17 protein-coding genes are annotated in these 21091 nt (G+C 71.9%); 8 read left to right on the top strand and 9 right to left on the bottom strand.

The window, feature by feature from the left end; translation table 11 throughout:
- Window positions 1–166: 166 nt before the first annotated feature.
- The 3 genes from CXR44_RS39485 (at window position 167) to CXR44_RS17410 (ending at window position 4636) form a co-directional block, all read left to right on the top strand.
- Window positions 167–2632: a hypothetical protein gene (locus CXR44_RS39485; RefSeq protein WP_180903506.1), complete on the top strand. Its 2466-nt coding sequence runs from the start codon at window positions 167–169 to the stop codon at window positions 2630–2632.
- Window positions 2633–2711: 79 nt separating this feature from the next.
- A complete protein-coding gene (rffA, locus tag CXR44_RS17415) occupies window positions 2712–3866 on the top strand; it encodes a dTDP-4-amino-4,6-dideoxygalactose transaminase (protein ID WP_245899231.1) in 1155 nt (384 codons plus the stop codon).
- Window positions 3866–4636, top strand: coding sequence for a GNAT family N-acetyltransferase (locus tag CXR44_RS17410; RefSeq protein WP_101787120.1), 771 nt, complete (start codon window positions 3866–3868; stop codon window positions 4634–4636). The genes rffA and CXR44_RS17410 overlap by 1 nt, the downstream gene beginning before the upstream one ends.
- Here the strand turns inward: CXR44_RS17410 and CXR44_RS17405 are convergent.
- Window positions 4590–5591 (bottom strand): glycosyltransferase family 2 protein, encoded by a 1002-nt coding sequence (locus tag CXR44_RS17405; RefSeq protein ID WP_101787119.1) that lies wholly within the window; start codon window positions 5589–5591, stop codon window positions 4590–4592. The two genes, CXR44_RS17410 and CXR44_RS17405, sit on opposite strands and share 47 nt — an antisense overlap.
- Before the next feature lie 79 nt (window positions 5592–5670).
- On the opposite strand from CXR44_RS17405, the gene CXR44_RS17400 reads away from it, so the two are divergent.
- The 3 genes from CXR44_RS17400 to rfbB all read left to right on the top strand — a co-directional run bounded on the left by CXR44_RS17400 (window position 5671) and on the right by rfbB (window position 8310).
- Window positions 5671–6135: a GtrA family protein gene (locus CXR44_RS17400; protein ID WP_180903504.1), complete on the top strand. Its 465-nt coding sequence runs from the start codon at window positions 5671–5673 to the stop codon at window positions 6133–6135.
- 133 nt (window positions 6136–6268) lie between these two features.
- Entirely contained in the window at window positions 6269–7336 is a 1068-nt protein-coding gene (locus CXR44_RS17395; protein ID WP_101787117.1) for a glucose-1-phosphate thymidylyltransferase, read from the top strand.
- Entirely contained in the window at window positions 7333–8310 is a 978-nt protein-coding gene (gene rfbB / locus CXR44_RS17390; protein ID WP_101787116.1) for a dTDP-glucose 4,6-dehydratase, read from the top strand. The genes CXR44_RS17395 and rfbB overlap by 4 nt, the downstream gene beginning before the upstream one ends.
- A gap of 122 nt (window positions 8311–8432) precedes the next feature.
- Here rfbB and CXR44_RS17385 read toward each other — a convergent pair whose 3' ends face one another.
- Both CXR44_RS17385 and CXR44_RS17380 read right to left on the bottom strand, forming a co-directional pair.
- Window positions 8433–9509, bottom strand: a complete 1077-nt coding sequence (locus CXR44_RS17385; RefSeq protein ID WP_180903502.1) for an ice-binding family protein — start codon at window positions 9507–9509, stop codon at window positions 8433–8435.
- 137 nt (window positions 9510–9646) lie between these two features.
- Window positions 9647–11710, bottom strand: coding sequence for a DUF4082 domain-containing protein (locus tag CXR44_RS17380; RefSeq protein WP_101787114.1), 2064 nt, complete (start codon window positions 11708–11710; stop codon window positions 9647–9649).
- 391 nt (window positions 11711–12101) lie between these two features.
- Between CXR44_RS17380 and CXR44_RS17375 the strand changes: the two genes are divergently transcribed.
- On the top strand, window positions 12102–13361 hold the full coding sequence (locus tag CXR44_RS17375) for a nucleotide sugar dehydrogenase (protein ID WP_101787113.1): 1260 nt from the start codon (window positions 12102–12104) through the stop codon (window positions 13359–13361).
- Between the two features lie 51 nt (window positions 13362–13412).
- Here the strand turns inward: CXR44_RS17375 and lat are convergent, their stop codons facing one another.
- The 4 genes from lat to CXR44_RS17355 form a co-directional block, all read right to left on the bottom strand.
- Entirely contained in the window at window positions 13413–14684 is a 1272-nt protein-coding gene (gene lat, locus CXR44_RS17370; protein WP_101787112.1) for an L-lysine 6-transaminase, read from the bottom strand.
- 74 nt (window positions 14685–14758) lie between these two features.
- Window positions 14759–15265, bottom strand: coding sequence for an HdeD family acid-resistance protein (locus tag CXR44_RS17365; protein ID WP_245899230.1), 507 nt, complete (start codon window positions 15263–15265; stop codon window positions 14759–14761).
- 94 nt (window positions 15266–15359) lie between these two features.
- Entirely contained in the window at window positions 15360–16007 is a 648-nt protein-coding gene (gene trhA / locus CXR44_RS17360) for a PAQR family membrane homeostasis protein TrhA (protein WP_101787110.1), read from the bottom strand.
- Window positions 16008–16074: 67 nt separating this feature from the next.
- Window positions 16075–17607 (bottom strand): penicillin-binding transpeptidase domain-containing protein, encoded by a 1533-nt coding sequence (locus CXR44_RS17355; protein WP_101787109.1) that lies wholly within the window; start codon window positions 17605–17607, stop codon window positions 16075–16077.
- Between the two features lie 49 nt (window positions 17608–17656).
- Here CXR44_RS17355 and CXR44_RS17350 point away from each other — a divergent pair, with 49 nt between their 5' ends.
- A complete protein-coding gene (locus tag CXR44_RS17350) occupies window positions 17657–18478 on the top strand; it encodes a spermidine synthase (protein ID WP_101787108.1) in 822 nt (273 codons plus the stop codon).
- 81 nt (window positions 18479–18559) lie between these two features.
- Here the strand turns inward: CXR44_RS17350 and CXR44_RS17345 are convergent, their stop codons facing one another.
- Window positions 18560–20269: an amylo-alpha-1,6-glucosidase gene (locus CXR44_RS17345; protein WP_101787107.1), complete on the bottom strand. Its 1710-nt coding sequence runs from the start codon at window positions 20267–20269 to the stop codon at window positions 18560–18562.
- A complete protein-coding gene (locus tag CXR44_RS17340; RefSeq protein ID WP_101787106.1) occupies window positions 20266–21087 on the bottom strand; it encodes a carbohydrate ABC transporter permease in 822 nt (273 codons plus the stop codon). The genes CXR44_RS17345 and CXR44_RS17340 overlap by 4 nt, the downstream gene beginning before the upstream one ends.
- Window positions 21088–21091 lie beyond the last annotated feature (4 nt).

Below are 21091 nucleotides of genomic sequence, written 5' to 3'. Positions count from 1 at the left end.
CGGTTATTGCCACAGCAGGGCGATTTCCCGGCAAGCTTCACAGGGATTCGGTTTTCCGGCCGAAAGCCGCTCGCGTTCTCCCGGCTCCCACAAGGAAAAGCCAAGAAACGCCCGCACACGGAGGTCCCGCCCGAAACGAGCGGCCGGCATCACCAAGCTTGCGGCCATGGACAAGGCCATGGAGAAGATGCCGCGGACCGCCTCCGGTTCCCGGACGGCGCCCGGACGCGCGGTTCCGCCGACCGAGGGGGCGTCGGCGGCCGGGGGCGCACGCGGGGCCGGGCAGGGGCGTCCGCTCACCAGGTGGCTGCCCGCCGCGGCGCTGGCCGCGTTCACCGCCGCGGTGCTGATCCGGTACGGCGTGTCCGGCGCCGACCTGGCGCTGTTCGCCGGCTACGTGACGCTCGGGCTGGCGCTGCCGGGCATGCTGACGGTCCGGGCGCTGTACGGCCGCTCCCGCACCCTGGCCGAGGAGGTCGCGCTCGGCCTGTCCCTCGGCTACGCCGTGGAGATCCTCGCCTACATCGGCGCCCGCGCGGCCGGGCTGCCCCTGCTCGTCCTCGCCTGGCCCCTCGCCACCTACGCGGCCTTCCTCGCCGTGCCGTCGCTGCGCCGGCACTGGCGGGGCGGCCCGCCCCCGGCCGGCCCCTGGTGGTGGCCGTCGTTCCTGGCCCTGGTCACCGCCGCCCTCGTGGCCTGGAGCGCCGTCAAGTTCTTCGCGACCCACGCCGTCGCCTGGCCGGCACTGGGCACGGCGGCCCCCGACATGCCGTTCCACCTGGCGCTCATCGGCGAGCTGCGGCACCACATGCCGCCCATGGTGCCGATGGTGGCGGGCGAGCCGCTCGCCTACCACTGGTTCGTCTACGCGCACCTCGCCGCCACCAGCTGGGTCACCGGGGTCGAGCCCCTGATCCTGCTGTTCCGCCTCGGCGTGCTGCCCATGCTGGCCGCGCTCGTCGTCCTGGCCGGCCTGACCGGGCGCCGGCTCACCCGCACGTGGTCCGGCGCCGCCGTCACCGTGGTGGGCACGGTCCTCGTGGGGGCGCCGAGCCTCTACCTGGGAGCCAACGGGCTGTTCACGTGGGGCGGGATTCCGGACACGGCGTGGATCAGCCCCACGCAGACGCTGGGGGCGCTGCTGTTCGCGGCCGTCGTGCTGGTCCTGCTCGACCTGCTGGAGGATCGGCCGCGTGATGTGCGCGCCTGGTGCCTCGCCGGGGTGCTGCTCGTGGCGCTGACCGGCGCCAAGGCGACCTATCTGCCCCTGCTCGGGGCCGGACTCGCGGTCGTGGCCGCCGTGCGGGTGGTCCGGGGGCGGCGGCCGTCCCGGCCGGTCCTCGCCGGCTTGGCGCTGACCGCGGCCTGCGTCCTGTTCGCACAGTTCGTGCTGTTCGGCCGGGCCCGGCAGGGGCTCGTCGTGGACCCCTTCTCCTTCATGCGGCACACCTGGAACGAGCTCACCGGGGCGGCCGGGACGACGGCCGGAGACGTGCCGGGCATCGCGGCGATCCACCTGATCTGCTGGCTGGTCACCTGGCTCGGCATCGCGGGCCTGGCCGCACGGCCGGGGCAGCTCACCCGCCCGGCCGTCACCCTGATGCTCGGCATCGGCGGCGCCGGGCTGGCCGCCGCGCTGCTGTTCGGCCATCCCGGCCGCAGCCAGCTCTTCTTCCTCTGGGGCGGCTACCCCTACCTGGCGGCGGTCACCGCCTGGGGGCTGCTCGTGCTCGTCCGGTGGGCCGGGCTCTCCGCGCGGGCGGCGGCCGCCGCGGCGGGCGCCGGGCTGGCCGCCGCCTACCTGGTGCCCCTGCTGTGCGGCGTCACGATCCCGCTGGCGCCGGGCCTGGACCCCCGCCTGCTGTACCGGCCGTACCTGGTGCTGGTCGCCGCCGCCGTGACGGCGGCGGTCCTGCTGGCCCTGTGGCGCGGGGTCCGCCACGCGGCCGCTCTCGTGGTGGTCGCGCTCGCCGCCGTCGGCCTGCCCGCGTACGGGCACGCCCGGGTCCTGTCGGCGCTCGACGGCTTCGTCTCCGCGCCCGCCCCGTCGTCCGTCCCGTCCTCCGCCCCGCCGTCGGCCCCGTCGTCGGCCCCGTCGTCGGCTCCGTCGTCGGCGACGGCTTCGACGACGGCTTCGACGACGGCTTCGACGACGGCGCCGGCGCGCGGGCCCGTGACCGAGCGGATGATCCCGGAGGGCGGCCTGACGGCCGGCCGGTGGCTGCGCGCCCACTCCGCGCCCGGTGACCTGGTCGCCACCAACGCGCACTGCCGCTGGGGCCGCGAGAACCCCTGCGACAGCCGCTTCCCCTGGGTCGCCGCGCTGGCCGAACGGCGCGTGCTCGTCGAGGGCTGGGCGTACACGGCCGCCAACCTGAGCCGGTGGCGGCCGGGGCTGCCACCCGAGAGCCTGCCGTTCTGGGACCGGGACCTGCTCGCGCTGAACGACGCCGCCTTCCGGGCCCCCTCGGCGAAGGTCATGAGCGAGCTGCGCGAGCGCCACGGGGTCCGCTGGCTGTTCGCCGAGGAACGCCCGGGCACCTCCCTCGGCAGGATCGGCGACTTCGCCACCCTGCGCTTCCGCTCCGGCGGGTACGCCGTCTACCTGCTGCCGGGCTCCTCCCCCTCGTGAGGTAAGGCTTGCGCAATGCGTCGCCCAGCGGCACCGGGGGGTGCGTGCCGGTGCCGACGGCGCGTTGTTCACTGCGTTCGTGCATGCGACTGGTGTGACGGTGGTCCCGTTCAACCGGACCCACATCTCGGACAACGAGCTCGACTACCTGGCGGAGGCCGTGCGCGGCCGCGCCACCTGCGGCGACGGCCCCTTCACCCGGCGGGCCGCCGCCCTTCTGCGGGAGATCACCGGCGCCCGGCAGGCGCTGCTGACCACCTCCTGCACCCACGCGCTGGAGATGTCGGCGATCCTGCTCGACCTTCGGCCCGGCGACGAAGTGATCATGCCGTCCTTCACGTTCATGTCGACGGCCAACGCCTTCGCGCTGCGCGGCGCCGTACCGGTGTTCGTCGACTGCCGCCCGGACACGCTCAACCTGGACGAGCGGCTGGTCGAAGCGGCGATCACCGGACGCACCCGGGCCATCGTCGTGGTCCACTACGCGGGCGTCGCCTGCGCGATGGACGCGATCGGGGACCTCGCCCGCCGGTACGGCCTGGCCGTCGTCGAGGACAACGCCCACGGGCTGGGCGGCCGCTACGGTGACCGGCCGCTCGGCTCGTTCGGCTGCCTGGCGACCCAGAGCTTCCACGAGACGAAGAACGTCCAGTGCGGGGAGGCGGGCGCGCTGCTCGTGAACGACCCCACCCTGGTCGAGCGGGCCGAGGTGGTCCGGGAGAAGGGCACCGACCGGAGCCGGTTCTTCCGCGGCCAGGTGGACAAGTACCGGTGGATCGACATCGGGTCGAGCTACCTGCCCTCCGACGTGCTCGCGGCCCAGCTCACCGCGCAGCTCGAATCGTTCGACCGGATCCAGGAACGCCGCCACGCGGTGTGGACCGCCTACCACGACCGGCTCGCCGACTGGGCGGCGGCGGGCGGCGTCGCCCAGCCGGCGGTGCCGGACGGCTGCGCGCACCCGGCGCACCTGTACTACCTGCTGCTTCCGGACCTGGACAACCGCCAGGCCTTCATCGGCCATCTCGCGCAGCGGGGGGTGCAGGCGGCCTTCCACTACCAGCCGCTGCACGCCTCCCCCGCCGGCCTGCGGTACGGGCGGACGGCGCCCGGCGGCTGCCCGGTGACGGAGCAGGTCGCGGACCGCCTCGTGCGGCTGCCGCTCTTCGCCGACCTGGACGAGGCCGGCCTGACCCACGTGATCGACACGGTCCGTACCTACGAGGTGAGCTGATGGCCTGGCACGACGTGATGGAGGCGCCCGCGCTGCGCGCCCAGCCCTCCCCCTTCGAGTCGGCGCGCTTCGGCCGCTCGGTGGAGCGGCTGACCGTGTCCGCCGGCGCCGGGACGGAGCTCGACGCGGTCCGCGAGGCGGTGCTCCGCTCCGACGCGGAGGTCGTCGTGCTCCGCTACCCGGCCGAGCGGATCGGCTGGTTCGCCGGGCTGACCGCGCTCGGCCGGACCGCCGTCTTCGCCGACTCGCTGGTCTACTGGCGGCTGCCCGCCGGCCGGGGCCGCGCGCCCGAGCCCGCCGCCGGCCTGGTGGCCGAGCCGACGCGCGACACCGCGGCGGTGGAAGGGCTGGTGGCCGACATCTTCGCCGCCTACGGCAGTCACTACCTGGCCAACCCGCTGTTCGACGCCGCCGCGGCCCTCGCCGGCTACCAGGAGTGGGCGCTGCGGTCGGCGGAGGCGGACCGGTGCCTGACCCTGCGCGACGACGCCCGCATGCTCGCGCTGGCCACGCTGGAGGAGGACGCCGGCCGCACCGAGATCCTGCTCGCCGGCGTGGTGTCCGGCTGCCAGGGCCGCGGCCTGTACGCCCACCTGCTGAAGGCGGTCGAGGACCGGACGCTGGCCCGCGGCGCCACGGAGGTGGTCATCTCCACCCAGGGGCACAACACCCGGGTGCAGCGGGCCTGGGCGCGCTACGGTTTCGAGCCGGTGCAGACGATCCTCACGGCTCACCTGGTCCGGAGCTCGCTCCTGCCTGGACGGGAATGACGGGTCCGTCCGGGCACGGGTCCGTCACGTGTGACGGGCCCACCCGGTCGCGGACGACGTACGTGGGCCGGCCCATCCCGCTGCCGTGGATGCGGCCGACGTACTCGCCGAGCACGCCGATGGCGATGAGCTGCGCCGACGAGAAGAGCGCCACCATCGAGGCGATCGTGGTGAACCCGGCCACCGTGGTGTCGCCCGTGGCGAAGCGCCACAGGACCCCGGCGCCCAGCAGCAGACCGACGACGCCGGCCAGGAACCCCAGGTAGCTGGCCGCCCGCAGCGGGGCCGTGCTGTAGCCGACGAGCATGTTGACCGCGTGGCGGATCAGCGTGCGCGCGGTGTAGTTGGACCGCCCGTGGGCGCGCTGGTCCATGTGCACCCGCACGGAGCCGACCTTCGCCGTCGCCCACGACAGCGCCACGTCGATGGAGGCGTGCGGGCCGGACAGGCCCTCGAACCCGTCGCGCAGCCGGGTCCGGAAGGCGCGGAAGGCGCTGATGTCCTGGGCGGCCCGGATGCCGAGCGCCCCCGCCATGCCCGCCTTGACCGAGCGGGACGCCAGGCTCCGCAGGAAGCCGTGCTCCTCCTCGTGCGACACGCCGTACACCAAATCGAGCCGGTCGCCTTCGAGCGCGGCCAGCAGGTGGGGTATCTGCTCGGGCGGGTGCTGCAGGTCGTCGTCGAGCGTGACGACGACGTCGTGGGCCGCCTCCCGGATGCCGGCGACCAGCGCGTTGTGCTGCCCGTAGTTGCGGGACAGGTGCAGGGCGCGTACGGCCTCGATCCCCCGGGCGAGCCGCGCGGCCGTCTCCCACGTGTCGTCCGGGCTGCCGTCGACCACCAGCAGGATCTCGTGGCGGACGTTCGCCTGGCGCAACGTCGAGACGATCCTGCTCACCAGCGTGGGCAGGGTGCGCGCGGACCGGTAACAGGGAATTACCACCGACACCGACATCGATCCCCCGATCATCCAGTGTTCACCGGTTACACTCATGCCGCCCCCACCACGCGATCAGAAGCGGAGTGCGGGCGACATGGTCGATCTGAGAAGCCGGACCAAGCGCGGCGAAGAAGCGTCATTCGGATGGCGGGCCCTGATCGCGGCTCTTGGTGCACACCGCATCACATATCTGCTGGCCGGCGCCATGACGGCAGTGGTCTATTACGTTCTCCTTGGCCTAGCATTGCTGGCCGCGGAGGATGCGGCTCCCTATCTTGTGCTGGTCGTGGCCAGCCACTTCGTCACCGTGGTCATCGTCTATCCGGCGTACCGCCTCATCGTCTTTCGCGTTTCGGGCGAATCATGGCTGACCGGATATCTGCGCTTCTATGCGGTCGGGCTGACCTTTCTCGGCGCCTCCCTCGCGGGGCTCCCCCTCCTGGTGGAGATCGTCGGGATGCCGCTGATGCTCGCGCAGGGCCTGATCATCCTCGCCAGCCCGCCGCTGAGCTACCTGGCGCATCGCACCTGGACGTTCCGCGACCGGGCGAACGTCTAGTCTCGGCAACGTCCCGGACGTGCTTGGACAAGCGCGTCCGGGCGCGGGCCGGTGCGTGCGCACCCTGCATAAACTCCTGCGAGCAGGCGGCCGCTCCGGCCACGTCCTCTTCGCGGAAGGACCAACGCACCTGATGAAGGCGCTCGTACTGGCGGGTGGCAAGGGGACGAGGCTGCGCCCGCTCACCCACACCTCGGCCAAGCAGCTCGTCCCCGTGGCGAACAAGCCGGTGCTCTACTACGGCCTCGAAGCGCTGCGCGACGCCGGCATCACCAGCGTGGGGATCGTCACCGGCGACACCGGCCAGGAGGTGCGCGCGGCCGTCGGCGACGGTTCGCGGTTCGGCCTGGAGGTCGAGTACATCCCGCAGGAGGCGCCGCTGGGGCTGGCCCACTGCGTCGTCATCGCCAGGGACTTCCTCGGCGACGAGCCGTTCGTCATGTACCTGGGCGACAACTTCCTGGTCGGCGGCATCCGCGACCTGGTGGAGTCCTATCGGGCGGCCGGCCACGACGCGCAGATCCTGCTCACCAGGGTGGCCGAGCCGCAGTTCTACGGGGTCGCCGAGCTGGGACCGTCGGGCGAGATCCTCCGCCTGGAGGAGAAGCCGCCGAATCCGCGCAGCGACCTGGCGATCGTCGGGGTCTACATCTTCTCCCCCGCCATCCACGAGGCGGTCCGCGCGATCAGCCCGTCGGCGCGGGGCGAGCTGGAGATCACCGACGCCATCGGCTGGCTCATCGAGCGGGGCTACCACGTCCACTCCCACCTGGTCAGCGGCTACTGGAAGGACACCGGCCGGCTGCAGGACATGCTGGAGTGCAACCGCATCGTCCTCGAACAGGTGGAGCCCGAGGTCAACGGCACCGTCGACGGCCTGAGCGAGATCACCGGCCGGGTCGTCATCGAGCGCGGCGCGGTGGTGGAGAACTCCGTGCTGCGCGGGCCCATCGTCGTCGGCGCCAACGCCAAGATCGTCTCCTCCTACGTCGGCCCGTTCACCTCGATCGGTCCCGACTGCGTGGTGGCGGACGCCGAGATCGAGTACTCCATCGTGCTCGACGGCTCCTCGGTGATCGGCGTCTCGCGGATCGGGCACTCGCTCATCGGGCGCAACGTGGAGGTCACCGGCACCACCGGCGCCCCCAACACCCACCAGCTCATGGTGGGCGACCACAGCAAGATCAAGGTACGCGCATGAACATCCTCGTCACCGGCGGCGCCGGTTTCATCGGTTCCCACTACGTGCGGTCCCTGCTGCTCGGGGCCTACCCGGGCTACGAGGACGCGCACGTCACCGTGCTGGACAAGCTCACCTACGCCGGCAACCTGGCCAACCTGGAGCCCGTCTCGGGTCATCCCCGCTACGCGTTCCGGCAGGGGGACATCGCCGACGCCCGGCTGCTGGCCGAGGTCGTGCCGGGGTTCGACGTGGTGGTGAACTTCGCGGCCGAGACGCACGTCGACCGGTCCATCACCGGCGCCGGCGACTTCGTGACGACCAACGTGCTCGGCACCCAGCGGCTGCTGCAGGCGGCGCTCGACGCGGGCACCGCCACGGTCGTCCACGTCTCCACCGACGAGGTGTACGGCTCGATCGCCGAGGGGTCCTGGACCGAGGAGGAGCCGCTGCTCCCCAACTCGCCGTACTCCGCGGCCAAGGCGGGCGCCGACCTGCTCTGCCGGGCCTACCACCGCACGTACGGCCTGGACGTGCGGGTGACGCGCTGCTCCAACAACTACGGCCCGCACCAGTACCCGGAGAAGCTGATCCCGCTCTTCGTCACCAACCTCATCGACCGCGAGCCGGTCCCGCTCTACGGCGACGGGCGCAACGTCCGCGACTGGCTGCACGTCGACGACCACTGTCGCGGCATCCAGCTCGTGCTGGACAAGGGCTCGCCGGGAGAGGTCTACAACATCGGCGGCGGCACCGAGCTGACCAACAGGGAACTGACCGGCCTGCTGCTGGAGGCCTTCGGGCTGGGCTGGGACCTGGTCCGGCGGGTGCCCGACCGGCCGGGCCACGACCTGCGCTACTCGGTCGACTGCGGCAAGCTGCGGGGTCTCGGCTACGAGCCGCGCACGGGCTTCGAGCAGGGGCTGGCCGAGGTGATCCGCTGGTACGCGGACAACGAGCCCTGGTGGCGGCCGCTCAAGGCGCGCCCGGCCTGATCGCTCCCGCGCCCGGCCTGCTCGCGTACGGCCGGTGCGTTACGGCCTGCTCGCGTCCGGCCTGCTCGCGTCCGGCCTGACGTTGCGGGCGCTCGGGGGGCGCCGGGGGGAGCGTGCCTGCCTCAGGAGGGAAGCAGCACGACCTGGAACACCGGCTGTGACGTGCTGCCGGAGTGGCGCACCGGGTCCTCGTTCTGGAAGGTGTCACCGCCCAGGTAGACGGCGACGATCCGGTGCTGCCCGCGGGCCAGGTTGGACAGCACGAACGTGGCGCGTCCCGTGGCGTCGAGGAACGTCGCGCCGAGGACGACCGAGCGCCGCTTCAGCAGCACCTCGCCCTGCGGCACGAGCGTGCCGTCCACCGGCTTCACCGTGGCGGTGAACGTGACGGGCTGGCCGACCAGTGACGGGTTGGGCTCGGAGGTGAGCGTGGTGATGGTCGGCGGCTCGTCGGGCAGGCCGATCCGCGTGACCACCGAGGTGTTCTCCGTACCAATGATGGTCACGCTGTGGACGAAGGCGAAGACCCTGCCGATCACGTTCGCGCCGAAGTCCACCGCCGCGAAGTCGTCGACCAGCAGGGTGCCGCGGAAGGTGGAGTAGACGCCGATGCGGGCGGAGTGACCGATCTGCCAGAAGATGTTCTCGGTCTTCGCGCCCCGCAGCAGGCTGATGTTGCTGACCCTGGCGGTGTTGAGCGTCTCGGCCCGGAAGATGAAGACGGCGTCGGGATTGCCCTGGGCGTCCAGGGTGAGCGAGCCGTCGATGGCGAACGCCCCGGTCTGGGAGTCCCAGATGCCGGGTCCCCGGGTGGTGCCGCCGAGCTGCGCGGGCAGGCTGCCGGTCGGGACCCGCGAGACGATGTCGTTGTAGGCGTTGACCGCAGCGATCCGGGCGTTGGCGGCGGTCGCGTCGCCGATGTGCCGGTCGCCGTCGACCACGCCGGGCGGGAAGCCGGTCACCAGGCTCCCCGGGCTCACGCCCAGGTCGCCGGTGACCCGGGTGGCGTGCCTGTTGTCGACGGACGCCCCGCCGAAGACGGCGAACGGTCGCGCGGCGCCGAGGTCGACCGGCTCCTGCGCGTGGGCGGCGGGTGACAGCGCGACGAGCGTGCTCGCCGCCATGACCGTCACCACGGCCAGCGGCCTCCAGGAATGCCGGGCCCTCGACAGGATGCCGGAAAAGCGGAATTGCAGCATGAGCGTATCCTTGCTAATTCGGACTACTCTGTGCATTTGACAGTACCGGCCGCCGAGGACATCGGACGGAAATGACATGCGGACGCGGCGGTCCCGCCGGAGGGAAATTGATCCGCCCGGCGGGACCGCGTGTCGGATTATGGCCGGAAAATGACGTCGACCCAGTAGTTGGTCGCCTGGTAACTGCTCGTCGGGAACGTGCTCGACGCGCCGTAGCTGTAGACGCCGTTTCCGCCGGCCGAATGCGCCAGGGCGGTGAGGGGGCTGTTGACGTACGCCGAGGTGAAATACGGCCGCGTCGTCGAGTAGAACCCCGACGTCGTGTGGTAGGCCGCTATATAGGTGGTGCCGGCGGTTATGGGGACGGGCGTCGGGAAATTCACCTCCTGCCAGCCGGTCGCCGTCTCGTGGACGAACGGCGTGCTCGCGAGCAGGTCGCCGGTGGCGCTCCACAGGCTGGCCACGTGGGTGCCGGTGTTCTGCGGCCCCTTGTAGAAGCGGACGCCGTAGACGTTGCCGCCCGTCGACGCCTGGAACTTCGTGCCGACCGTGATGGGCTGGCTGTCGGGGTTGGACGGGTCGGCGGGCGTGGCCGCCTTGTTCCACAGGCTGTCGGACGGCTGGAAGACGACGTCGACCCAGTAGTTGGTGGCCTGGTAGGTCTGCGTGGGGAAGGTGTTGACAGCGCCGTAGGTGTAGACGCCGTTGCCGCCCGCGGCGCCGCTCGACGGCGCGGTGAGCGGTCCGTTGGTGACGGGCCCGCCGAAGCCCGGCCGGTTGATCGAGTAGCGCCCCGCGGTCGTGTGGTAGGAGGCGACGTAGGTGGTGTTCGCGCTGATCTCGACGGGCACCGGGAAGGCCACCTCCTGCCAGCCCGAGGCGGTCTCGTCGGTGAAGGTGGCGGTGGCCAGCAGGTCACCGCCGACGCTCCACAGGCTCCCGACGTGGGTGCCGGTGTTCTGCGGGCTCTTGTAGAACCGGACGCCGGAGACGGTGCCCTTCGTCTCCGACCGGAACTTCACGCCGAGCGTGACCGGCTGGCCGTCGGGCTGGGACACGACGGCGGGTGTGGCCTGCCGGTTCCACAGGCTGTCCTCGACGAAGTGGGAGTCCGCGGGCGAGGTGCTCGGCGCGAAGTGGATCAACGCCTCGCCGTCGAAGGTGTCGCCGCCGAGGTAGACGGCGGTGAGGTTGCGCTGCCCCCCGGGCAGCGTCGTGGTGGTGAACACCGCCGGCCCTTCGCTGCTGTGGTAGGCCGAGCCCAGCACCCGCGAGCCGTCCTTGAACACCACCTCGCCGAACGGGACGACGTCGCCGCTCACCGGCTGCACCGTGGCGGTCAGCGTGACCGGCTGGCCCTTCCACGAGGGGTCGGGCGACGAGGTGAGGGTGGTGGTGGTCGGCGGGTCGTCCGGCAGCGAGATGCGCGTGTGCGGGGTGCCGTCGGTGCCGGTGATGGTGATCGAGCTGTCGAGGGCGAACAGGCGCCCGTCCACGTCTGCCCCCCACGCCACCGCGATGGAGCCCTGCGCCAGCACGGTGCCGCGGAACGTCGCGAACATGCCGATGCTCGCGTTGCCGCCGACCTGCCAGAAGACGTTGTCGGGCTGCGCGCCGCGGACCAGGGCGACGTTGCCCACCTGCGCCACGGTCAGGGTGGAGGCGCGGAAGACGAAGACGGCGTCGGGGTCTCCCTGGGCGTCGAGGGTGAGGGTGCCGTTGAGGGAGAAGGCGCCGCTGGTCGACTGGTAGACGCCCGGCCCCCGGGTGGTGCCGCCCAGCTGGGGGGCGATCGTGGCGGTGGTGGCCCGCCCGGCGAGCTCGGTGTCCACGGCCTCGGCGTCGGCCATGGCCGCGGCCGAGGTGGCGTTGCCCAGGTGCCGGGTGCCGTTGACCACACCGGGCGGGAAGCCCGTCAGCGTGCTGCCGGGGCTGATGCCCAGGTTGCCGGTGACGGTCGTCAGGTTGGTGTTGCTGACGGACGTGGCGGCCAGGACCGCGAAGGGCTCGGCGTCACCGAGGTCGACGGGCTGCGCGGCGCGCGCGCCACCCGGCGCGGCGACGAGCGCGCCGGCCGTGAGGACGGTGGCGACCAGTGCCCGCCCCCACGAGCGACGGCCGATTTTTCCCCTTTTGGGGATGATGTGCCGATGAGACGCGCCGGCTGCCCGGTCGGGCGCATCGCGATGTGATGAGAACATGCGCCACAACTCCTTACTTCTTCTGGTGATTGACCGGGCGATCGGGCGGGATGAGGGGTCTTCACGGGCGCTCGTCCGGTTTTTGCCATTTGTCGGGTTATTTGCGAAAAGGTGAGCCGTACGGGAAAGACGCTAGGGCATCAGGGAGCGCCACATGCGATACGACGGCCGCCGAAACGCTTATATGATCAACAAAAGCCGGGGCTCATGCGCTATTGGCCCGCACTTTACCCGGTAACTCTCTCCCTCAATACTTACTCGGAAGAGTCAAAAAGGTCCCGAATCGCCGGTGAAGAGCGACACGCCGAGACAATCGCCGAATCGGCGGTCTGCGAAGGAGCGGCTCCTACAGTCAGGTGATATCTCATCTCGAAGTGACGGGGGTCCAGATATGGGAGAGAAACTGGTGGTCGTCGGCCAGGGCTATGTCGGCCTGCCGCTGGCGATGCGCGCGGTCGAGGCCGGCTTCGACGTCGTGGGGATCGACGTCGACGCGTGGCGCGTCAAACGGCTCAACGCCGGAGAGTCGTTCGTCGAGGACATCGGCGACGAGCAGGTGGCCTCCGCCCTGCGCCACGGGCGCTATCTCGCGAGCACCGACTACGCCGACGCCGCCGGCTTCGACGTGTGCGTCATCACCGTGCCGACACCGCTGTGCGAGGGCGCCCCCGACCTCCGGCACATCGCCTCGGCCGGGCAGTGCATCGCGCCGCTGCTGCGGCCCGGCGCCACGGTGGTCCTGGAGTCCACCACCTATCCCGGCACCACCGAGGAGTACCTCCTGCCGATCCTGGAGGAGGGGTCGGGGCTGCGCGCGCCGGAGGACTTCCTGCTCGGCTACAGCCCCGAGCGGATCGACCCGGGCAACCCCGTGTGGCGGCTGGAGAACACCCCGAAGGTGGTCTCGGGCCTCGACGAGGCGTCGCTGCGGCGGATCCGGGCCTTCTACGAGCAGGTCGTCGACCACGTCGTGCCGGTCTCCTCGCTGCAGGTGGCGGAGCTGTGCAAGCTGCTCGAGAACACCTTCAGGCACGTCAACATCGCCCTGGTCAACGAGCTGTCGATGTTCGCCGGGCAACTCGGCATCGACGTGTGGGAGGCCATCGACGCGGCGTCCACCAAGCCCTTCGGGTTCATGCGGTTCACGCCGGGGCCCGGCGTCGGCGGGCACTGCCTGCCGATCGACCCGTCCTACCTGTCATGGAAGGTCAAGCGGAGCCTGGGGCACAACTTCCGGTTCGTGGAGCTCGCCAACGACATCAACGACCACATGCCCGACCACGTCGTCCACCGGCTGGTCCTCGCGCTCAACCGGCGCGGGAAGCCGGTCAACGGCAGCCGGGTGGTCACGCTGGGCCTGGCGTACAAGAAGAACGCCGGCGACTGCCGTGAGTCGCCGGCCATCGAGGTGGTCAAGTCGCTGCACAAGCTGGGCGCGCGGGTGCGGGCGGCGGACCCGCACGTGGAGGACTACCCGCTGCCGGCGGGCGTCGAGATCATCGAGGTCACGCGCCGTGAGCTGGCCGAGGCTGACGCGGTGGTGGTACTCACCGACCACGACCGCTTCGACTTCCGGCTCGTCGAGGAGGCCAGCCCGTACGTCTTCGACACGCGCAACCGCTGCCGGGGGCCGAACGTCGAGCTGATCTGACCGTCGCCACGGGAGGAGCCCTCCGGGTCGATCCGGGGGGCTCCCGCGTACTCAGCCGAGGGCGGCCGCGATGGCGGCGAGGCCGTGGTCGACGTCGTCGTCGGGGATGTTGAGCGCCGGGCGCAGCCGGACCGAGCGGGGGCCGCAGGACAGCGCGAGCACGCCGTGCCCCTCCCGCAGCCGGGTGACGAAGGCGTCGCGGGCGGCCCGGTCGGGCAGGTCGAAGGCGCACATCAGGCCGCGGCCGCGCACGCTCGACACGACGTCGGGGCGTTCGGCCTGCAGCTTGGTGAGCCGCTCGACCAGGTGCTCGCCCAGCACGGTGGCGCGCCGGATGAGCCGGTCACGCTCGATGATCTCCAGGAGCGCGCGCGAGCGGACCATGTCCACCAGGCCACCGCCCCAGGTGGAGTTGATCCGGCCGCTGACCTGGAAGACGTTGTCGGGCACCTGGTCCACCCGGCGGCCCGCCATGATCCCGCCGACCTGCACCTTCTTGGCGAACGCCACGATGTCGGGCGCCAGGCCGAGCTGCTGGTAGGCCCACGGGGTGCCGGTCGTGCCACCGCCCGTCTGCACCTCGTCCAGCACGAACAGCGCGTCGTGCTCGTGGCACAGGCGCTGCATGGCCTGCAGGAACTCGGGCCGCATGTGGTTGTCGCCGCCCTCGCCCTGGATGGGCTCGGCGATGAAGCAGGCGATGTCGTGCGGATGGCGCTCGAACGCCTCCCGCGCCTGCGCCAGCGCGCGGGCCTCGGCCGCCTCGACGTCGCCGAGGTGGACGGCGGGCACGTCGATGCGCGGCCAGTCGAACTTGGGGAAGCGGTCGGTCTTGCCGGGCTCGGTGTTGGTCAGGCTGAGCGTGTAGCCGCTGCGGCCGTGGAAGGCACGGGTGAGGTGCATGACGCGGGTGCCGAGGTCGGGCGAGCGGCCGGCGGCCTCGTTGCGGCGGCTCTTCCAGTCGAACGCCGTCTTCAGGGCGTTCTCCACGGCCAGCGCGCCGCCCTCGACGAAGAACAGGTGGGGCAGGTCGGGGTCGCCGAGCACGCGGGTGAAGGTGTCGACGAAGTCGGCGAGGTGCTCGGTGTACATGTCGGGGTTGGCGGGCTTGTTGCGCGCGACCCGGCCGAGCAACTCGGTGGTCTGCGGGGAGAAGGGCGGGTTCACGCCGAGCGGCGCGGAGGCGAAGAACGTGTAGAAGTCGAGGTAGCGGCGGCCGTCACGGGCGTCGACGAGCCAGGAGCCCTGACTGCGCTCCAGATCGAGCACGAGCCGGTAGCCGTCGACGAGCAGGTGCCGGGCGAGGCGGGCGTGTACGTCCATGTGTCCTCCACGTTGAGCCGACACGGCATACGTTCCCCACCTTAACCGGCTTTCATCCGGAAAATTTCCGGATTTTAGTGCTGCGGCGCAAGCTTCTTCAATCTGAACGACAGGACGACCGTCGCCAGGCCGTACAGGATGGCGAAGACGCCGACCAGCCAGACGAGCGTGAGCAGGCCCGCGCCCGGCCAGATCAGCAGAAGAACGCCGAAGATGACCGACAGCGCGCCGCCCAGGATGAGCGCCCACTCGTTCTCGATGACCTTGCGCATCTGGATGCCGGCCACGATCTCCGAGATGCCGGTGACGATGGCCCAGAACGCCACCACGTAGAGCAGGGCCAGCGACGTGATGCCCGGCCAGACGAGCGCGATGATGCCCGCCAGGATGCTGACGATCCCGGAGATGATCAGCCAGGCCCGCGACTTGGCGTCGTGACGGAACCCGGAGAACAGCGTGAAGAAGCCGTGCACCAGCGCGTACGCGCCGAAGAAGATCACCAGTACGTAGAGCGTGATCGCCGGCCAGATGAGCGCGAGGATGCCGAAGATGATCGCGGCGATCCCTCGGATCAGGACCATCCACCAGACTCGTGCGAGTTGTTCCATGTTGGTCTGTTGTCCAGAAAGATCCCGAATACAGACCACCCACGGGTCAAAAGTCGGCCCGGTCGCGTCAAGAGGTGGAGTAGACCACGATCGAGACCGCGATGTACTGCACGAGGTAGGCCGCGAGGGTGAAGGCGTGGAACACCTCGTGGAAGCCGAACCAGCGGGGCGAGGGGTCGGGCCGGCGCAGGCCGTAGACCACGGCTCCGGCGCTGTAGAACAGCCCGCCGACGGCGACCAGCACGACGGCCGCCACGCCCGCGCCGGCCAGGAGCTGCGGCATGACGAAGATCGCCGTCCAGCCGAGGGCGAGGTAGAGGGCCGTGTAGAGCCAGCGCGGCGCTGTCATCCAGCACACCCGGAACACCACGCCGGCCAGCGCGCCGCCCCAGGTGACGCCCAGCACGGCGACGCGGGCCGCCCCGTCCAGGGCCAGCAGCGCGAACGGGGTGTAGGTGCCCGCGATGATCAGATAGATGTTGGCGTGGTCGAAGCGGCGCAGCGCCTCGGCCAGCCGGGGGCCCAGCCGGCCGCGATGGTAGGTGGCCGAGACGCCGAAGAGCAGGGCCGAGGTGACGGCGTAGATCGCCGAGGCGATCCGGGCCTGGAGCGTGGGGCCGAGCGCCACGAGCACGAACCCGGCGACGAGGGTCACGGGCAGCGCTCCGGTGTGCAACCAGCCACGGAGGAGGGGCTTCGCGGTGATGGTCGTCATGAAACCTACGGTACCGTAGGTTACCGTCGCCCGGCCCGTGGGGCCCACCGGACACGGCCCGCGGGCGTCAGAGTCCGTTGACGAAACGGGCGGTGATCGGCAGGGCGGCCGACCGCCCCGAGCCGCCGTGCCGCACGAAGACGCAGAAGGCCAGGTCGCCCCGGTAGCCGATGAACCAGCCGTGGTCCGGCCGCCCCTCCACCTCGGCCGTTCCCGTCTTGCCGGAGACGCCGGCCGGCAGGCCCGCCCCGCCGGCCGTCCCGTGGTCCACGACGGCCGCCATCATCTCGCGCAGCGCGGCGACGACCCCCGCGTCCAGGGTCACCGGCTCCGGCGGCGAGCCCTCGACGGCGCGCACCTCCTCGGCCGCGAGCAGCCGCGGCGGGCGCCAGGTGCCGTCGCTGACCGCCGCCGCGACGGCGGCCATGCACAGCGGGCTGGCCACGACCGTGCCCTGGCCGATGGCGTTCGCGCCGAACCAGTCGAGGTTCGCGGGGTCCTCCAGCGCGCCGCACCTGCCGCCCACGCCGGTGGGCAGCGAGCGGTGGAAGCCCCACTCCTCGGCCGTCGCCCGCAGGTCCTCCTCGTCCAGCCGGGTGACGGCCTCCTGCACGAACGTGGTGTTGCACGAGTGGGCGAAGGCGTCGGCGAACGACAGGGTGCCGCGGTCCAGCCCGCCCGCGTTGCCGAAGGACCGGTGGAACGGGATCGTGTACGTGGCGGGGCAGCTCACCTCCGAGGCCGGGTCGAGCCCGGCCCGCAGCAGCGCCGCCGCCGTGATCGTCTTGAACGTGGAACCCGGCGGGAACAGGTCGTGGAAGGCGCTGCGGTCGTCCAGCAACCGGTCGGCCACCGCCAGCACCTCGCCGGTGCTGGGCCGTAACGCGACGATGGCGGCGTCCTGCACGCCGTCCAGCGCCCGAGCCGCCGCCGCCTGCACCGGCCGTGACAGGGTGGTGCGCCGGACGTCCTGCTCGGGCGTCACGGCCAGCAGCCGCTGCTCGGCCCGTCCGGGCACCGCGGCGACCAGCGCCAGGCCCTCCTCCGCCGGCTCGAACTCCGCCCTGAGCCGGGCGAGGTAGGCGTCGGCGTAGCTGTTGCGCGGGATCGGGTCGCCCTCACCCGTGACCAGCTCGGGCGGGGGTCCGGCGAACGCGGCCAGATCCAGGGTGCCGCCGTCCTTGAGCAGCGGGTGCAGCGTCTCCGGCGTCCACAGCACCTTCCACTCCCGCTCCCGCACGCCGAGGCGCAGCGTCGCGGTGAACGGCCACGGCCCGAGGTCGCGCAGCCGCCGGGTGCCGGCGAAGGCCACCTCCGCCGTGTCCTCCCCCGTGCGGCGGACCGGGCCGGGCCGCAGCTCGATGGACTGGACACGCAGCTTCTCGCTGAGGTCGACATGTCTGCTGACGAAGTCGGCCGGCGGGCGGTGCACCAGGCCAGCCATCGCCCGCACGTCCGCCTCCCGCCAGGCGCGGAAGTAGGCCGCCGCCACCTCCTCGGCGCTTCCCCGTACGCGCTGGGCCGACAGGACCGCGAAGCCGTACGCTGCGATGATCGCCGTCACCGCGATGACCAACGCGATCAGCCTTCGTCGTCGCATACGGTTCTCCCTGGGAGGGAACAGCGTGGCACGAGCACAGCGGGAGCCGATGCCCGGCCTGTACCCGGTGACGTTCGGCGAGATCGAGCTTCTCCGGGATCTGGACCGGCAGGACGGCTGGGTGCTGTCCAAGGATGGCGTACCTCAGTCGTACGTCGATCTACAAGACCCCACATACCTGGACTTCGAGTACGTACGGCTGATGGCCGACGTGATCGACCTCATGCCGGGCGGAGCGTTGAGCTGCGTCCACGTCGGCGGCGGGGCCTGCACGATCCCCCGTTACGTCGCCACGACCCGGCCGGGCTCGCGGCACATCGTCATCGAGCCCGACGGGCTGCTGGTCGACCTGATCCGCGAGCAGCTCGACCTGCGCTCGGTGCCGCGGCTGAAGGTCATGGTGCTCGACGGCCGGGAGGGCGTCGCCCGGGTGTGGGACGGCACGGCCGACCTGGTCGTCCTCGACGCGTTCGCCGGGGCGACCATGCCGGTCGAGCTGGCCACGGCCGAATACATGAGCGACCTGGCCCGGGTGCTGCGCCCGTCGGGGACCCTGCTGGTCAACCTGGCCGACGGCAAGGGGCTCGCGTTCGCGCGGCGGCTGGTGGCCACGGTGCGCGGCACGTTCGGCGACGTGGCGCTGCTGGCCGAGCCGGGTGTGCTGCGGGGCCGCCGGTTCGGCAATCTCATCGTGGCGGCGGCGCGGTCCGGACTGCCGGTGGACCTCCTCACGCGGCGCGCCGCCGGCGGCCTCACCCAGGCGCGCTGCCTGCACGGTGAGGAGCTGACGAGGTTCGTCGCCGGCGCCCCGCCGATCAGGGACGGCGAGCCGGTCTCGGCCCCCGTCCCGCCGCCGGCGGTCTTCGGCTGATCCGTTCGCGGGCGGCCCCGGTCACGGCCGGCAGCCGCCCGGGACGGCGCGGCACCGGCCACGCCGCCCGTCCGGCGGGATTCAGGGGTTCAGGACGGCGTCGTGGGCGAGGTCCACGAAGAGGGCGGCCGACCAGCCGAAGCCGCTCGTCGCCCGGCCCGCCCGGCGGCCGGTCAGCGGGTTCCAGTACTCGTACAGGCCGCCGCCGTCGCGGACCATCGCGAGCGTCCGGTCGCGCAGCTCCCGGGCCGTCTCCTGGTGGCCCGACCGGCGCAGGCCCTCGATCAGCAGGTAGTTGACGTTCAGCCAGACCGGGCCCCGCCACATGGCGTCGGGGTCGAACCTGGGGTCGTCGAACGCGACGGTCGGCACCGGGCGCTCCGCCCAGAAGCTCGGCGAGCGCAGGTCCGCGACGAGCCGGTCGGCGATGCCCGCCGGCAACCGTCCCGTCAACAGCGGCAGCAGCTCCAGCGGGGTGCGCACGTCCGCCTCCCGCCCGCCGACCAGGGTGACGAACCGGCTGCCGGTCCACCGGCGCGTCACCATGAGGTTCACCAGCGCACCCGCCCGGGCCCGCCAGCCCGCGGGGTCCCGGCCGAGCGCGGCGGCGATGTCGCCGAGCCGGTCGTACTGCAGGGCGAGGTAGGAGTTGAGGTCCGGCGGCTCGGCGCGTGGCCCGGCGTCCCAGATCGGGCTGTCGTCCAGGCCCGAGCTGTACGGGTGGAGGTATTCGGCCAGGCCGTCGCCGTCGGGGTCGGAACGGGCGAACCACCACGCCTGCGAGCGGGCCAGCGGCTCGTACACCTCGGCCAGGAAGTCCGGGTCGGGGTCCACCTCGTGGATCTTCCAGACGGCCCACGCGGTGAGCGGCGGCTTGGTGACGGGCACGACCTCCCTGACCGGCTCGCCGCCCACGTGCTGGGCCAGCCGGGCCAGGTCGGAGCGGGGCAGGTCGGTCGTCTCGGCGAGTGCCCCGTGGTCGTGCACCACGTCGGGGATCAGGCCGTCCGGGCGCTGGTGGTCGAGGAGGATGCGGATCTGCTCCCTGGCCAGCGCCGGGTCGGCGTGCCGGAGGGCGATCGCGTGGAAGTAGGAGTCCCAGTTCCACAGGCCGACGTAGCCGTACTTGGACGGGATCAGCGACTCCCTGCCCCGGATGGTCACCAGGTTGACCGCCAGGGTCCACCACGCCTGGCGGGCGCGGTCGCGCAGCTCGGCGGGCACGGCGGGCATCCGGGCGAACCAGTCGCGCCAGCGCGCCCCGGCCGCCTGCAACACCGCCCGCCCGTCGGGGCGCGGCCCGCCCGGCACGACGACGTGCCGGACGTCCCCGGCGGCTGCGGGGTCCGCGCCGGCCGCCGGACCCACCAGGACGAGGCAGCCGTCGACGTCGGCGTGGCCGCCGTCCCACACGGCGCGCGCGGCCGTGCCGACGAGCACGATCGTGTCCGGGCCGGCGAAGGCCATGGACACCCCGCCCGCCAGTCCGGCGGCCCCGCCGTCGTCCCCGTCCGGGGCCCCCTCAGAGGCCCCGCCAGGGGTTCCGCCAGAGGCCCGGTCGAAGGCCCGGTCCGTGGCTCCGGGCGCGAAGTCGACGCGGTCCGGCAGGGCGCGCCGTACGGGGAGCTCCCGGTCGCCGGCGAGGACGCGCAGGCCCGTCAGGACGGTCGTGTCGCGGAGCGGGGTCTCGTAGCGGGCGGCGGCGATCCGGAGGGAGCCGTCGTCCGCCGCCATCACCAGCAGCCGGGATCCCCGGTCGGTGAAGGGTCGTTCGCGCAGGTCCAGCATCATCGCCCGCCCAGTCCGGAGGCCGCCATCGAGTTGATGATCCTCCGTTGCCCGATCAGGAAGGCGATCAGCGTGGGCACCACCGCGATCGCGGACCCGGCCAGGATCAGCCCGTAGTCGACCGCCGTGCGCTCTCCGGAGAACTGGCTGAGCAGCAGCGGCACGGTGGCCAGCTCGGGCGAGTTCAGGAAGATCAGCGGGAAGAAGAAGGAGTTCCAGGAGGTCAGGAAGGCGATGATGCCGAGCGCGCCGAGCCCGGGGCGGATGTTCGGCAGCACGATGTTCCAGAAGCACCGCCAGCGGCCGGCGCCGTCCATCCGGGCCGCCTCCTCCAGCTCCACCGGCACCGCCCTGATGAACTGCCGCAGCAGGAACACCGCGAACGGGTTGGCCACCGCCGGCACGATCAGCGACAGGTGCGAGTCGATCCAGCCGAACTCTGCCAGCATGAGGTAGAGCGGCACGATCGTGACCTGCGCCGGCACCATCTGCGTGGCCAGGAACACCACGAACAGCACCTCCGAGCCCCTGAACCTGATCCGGGCGAAGGCGTAGGCGGCCATGGCCGAGGTGAGCAGGGTGAGCGCGACGGTCACCGCGGCGATGTAGAGGCTGTTCCAGTACGCGGTGCCGAACGGCATCGCCGCGAGGGCGTCGGGGTAGTTCTGCCAGCGCCACGGGTCGGGCAACCAGTCGAGCGGGTTGTTCAGCATCTGCCGCACGCCCTTGAACGACGTCAGCAGCATCCAGGCGAACGGGAACAGCATCGCCAGCCCGCCAAGGGTGAGCGCGGCGTGCAGGGCCACCTGCCGGGGTCGCATCGGG

The organism is Nonomuraea indica, assembly GCF_002850745.1.
GTDB lineage: Bacteria > Actinomycetota > Actinomycetes > Streptosporangiales > Streptosporangiaceae > Nonomuraea > Nonomuraea indica.
Note: the sequence above shows the minus strand (reverse complement) of the source record. Positions and strands in the feature narration are given on the sequence as shown.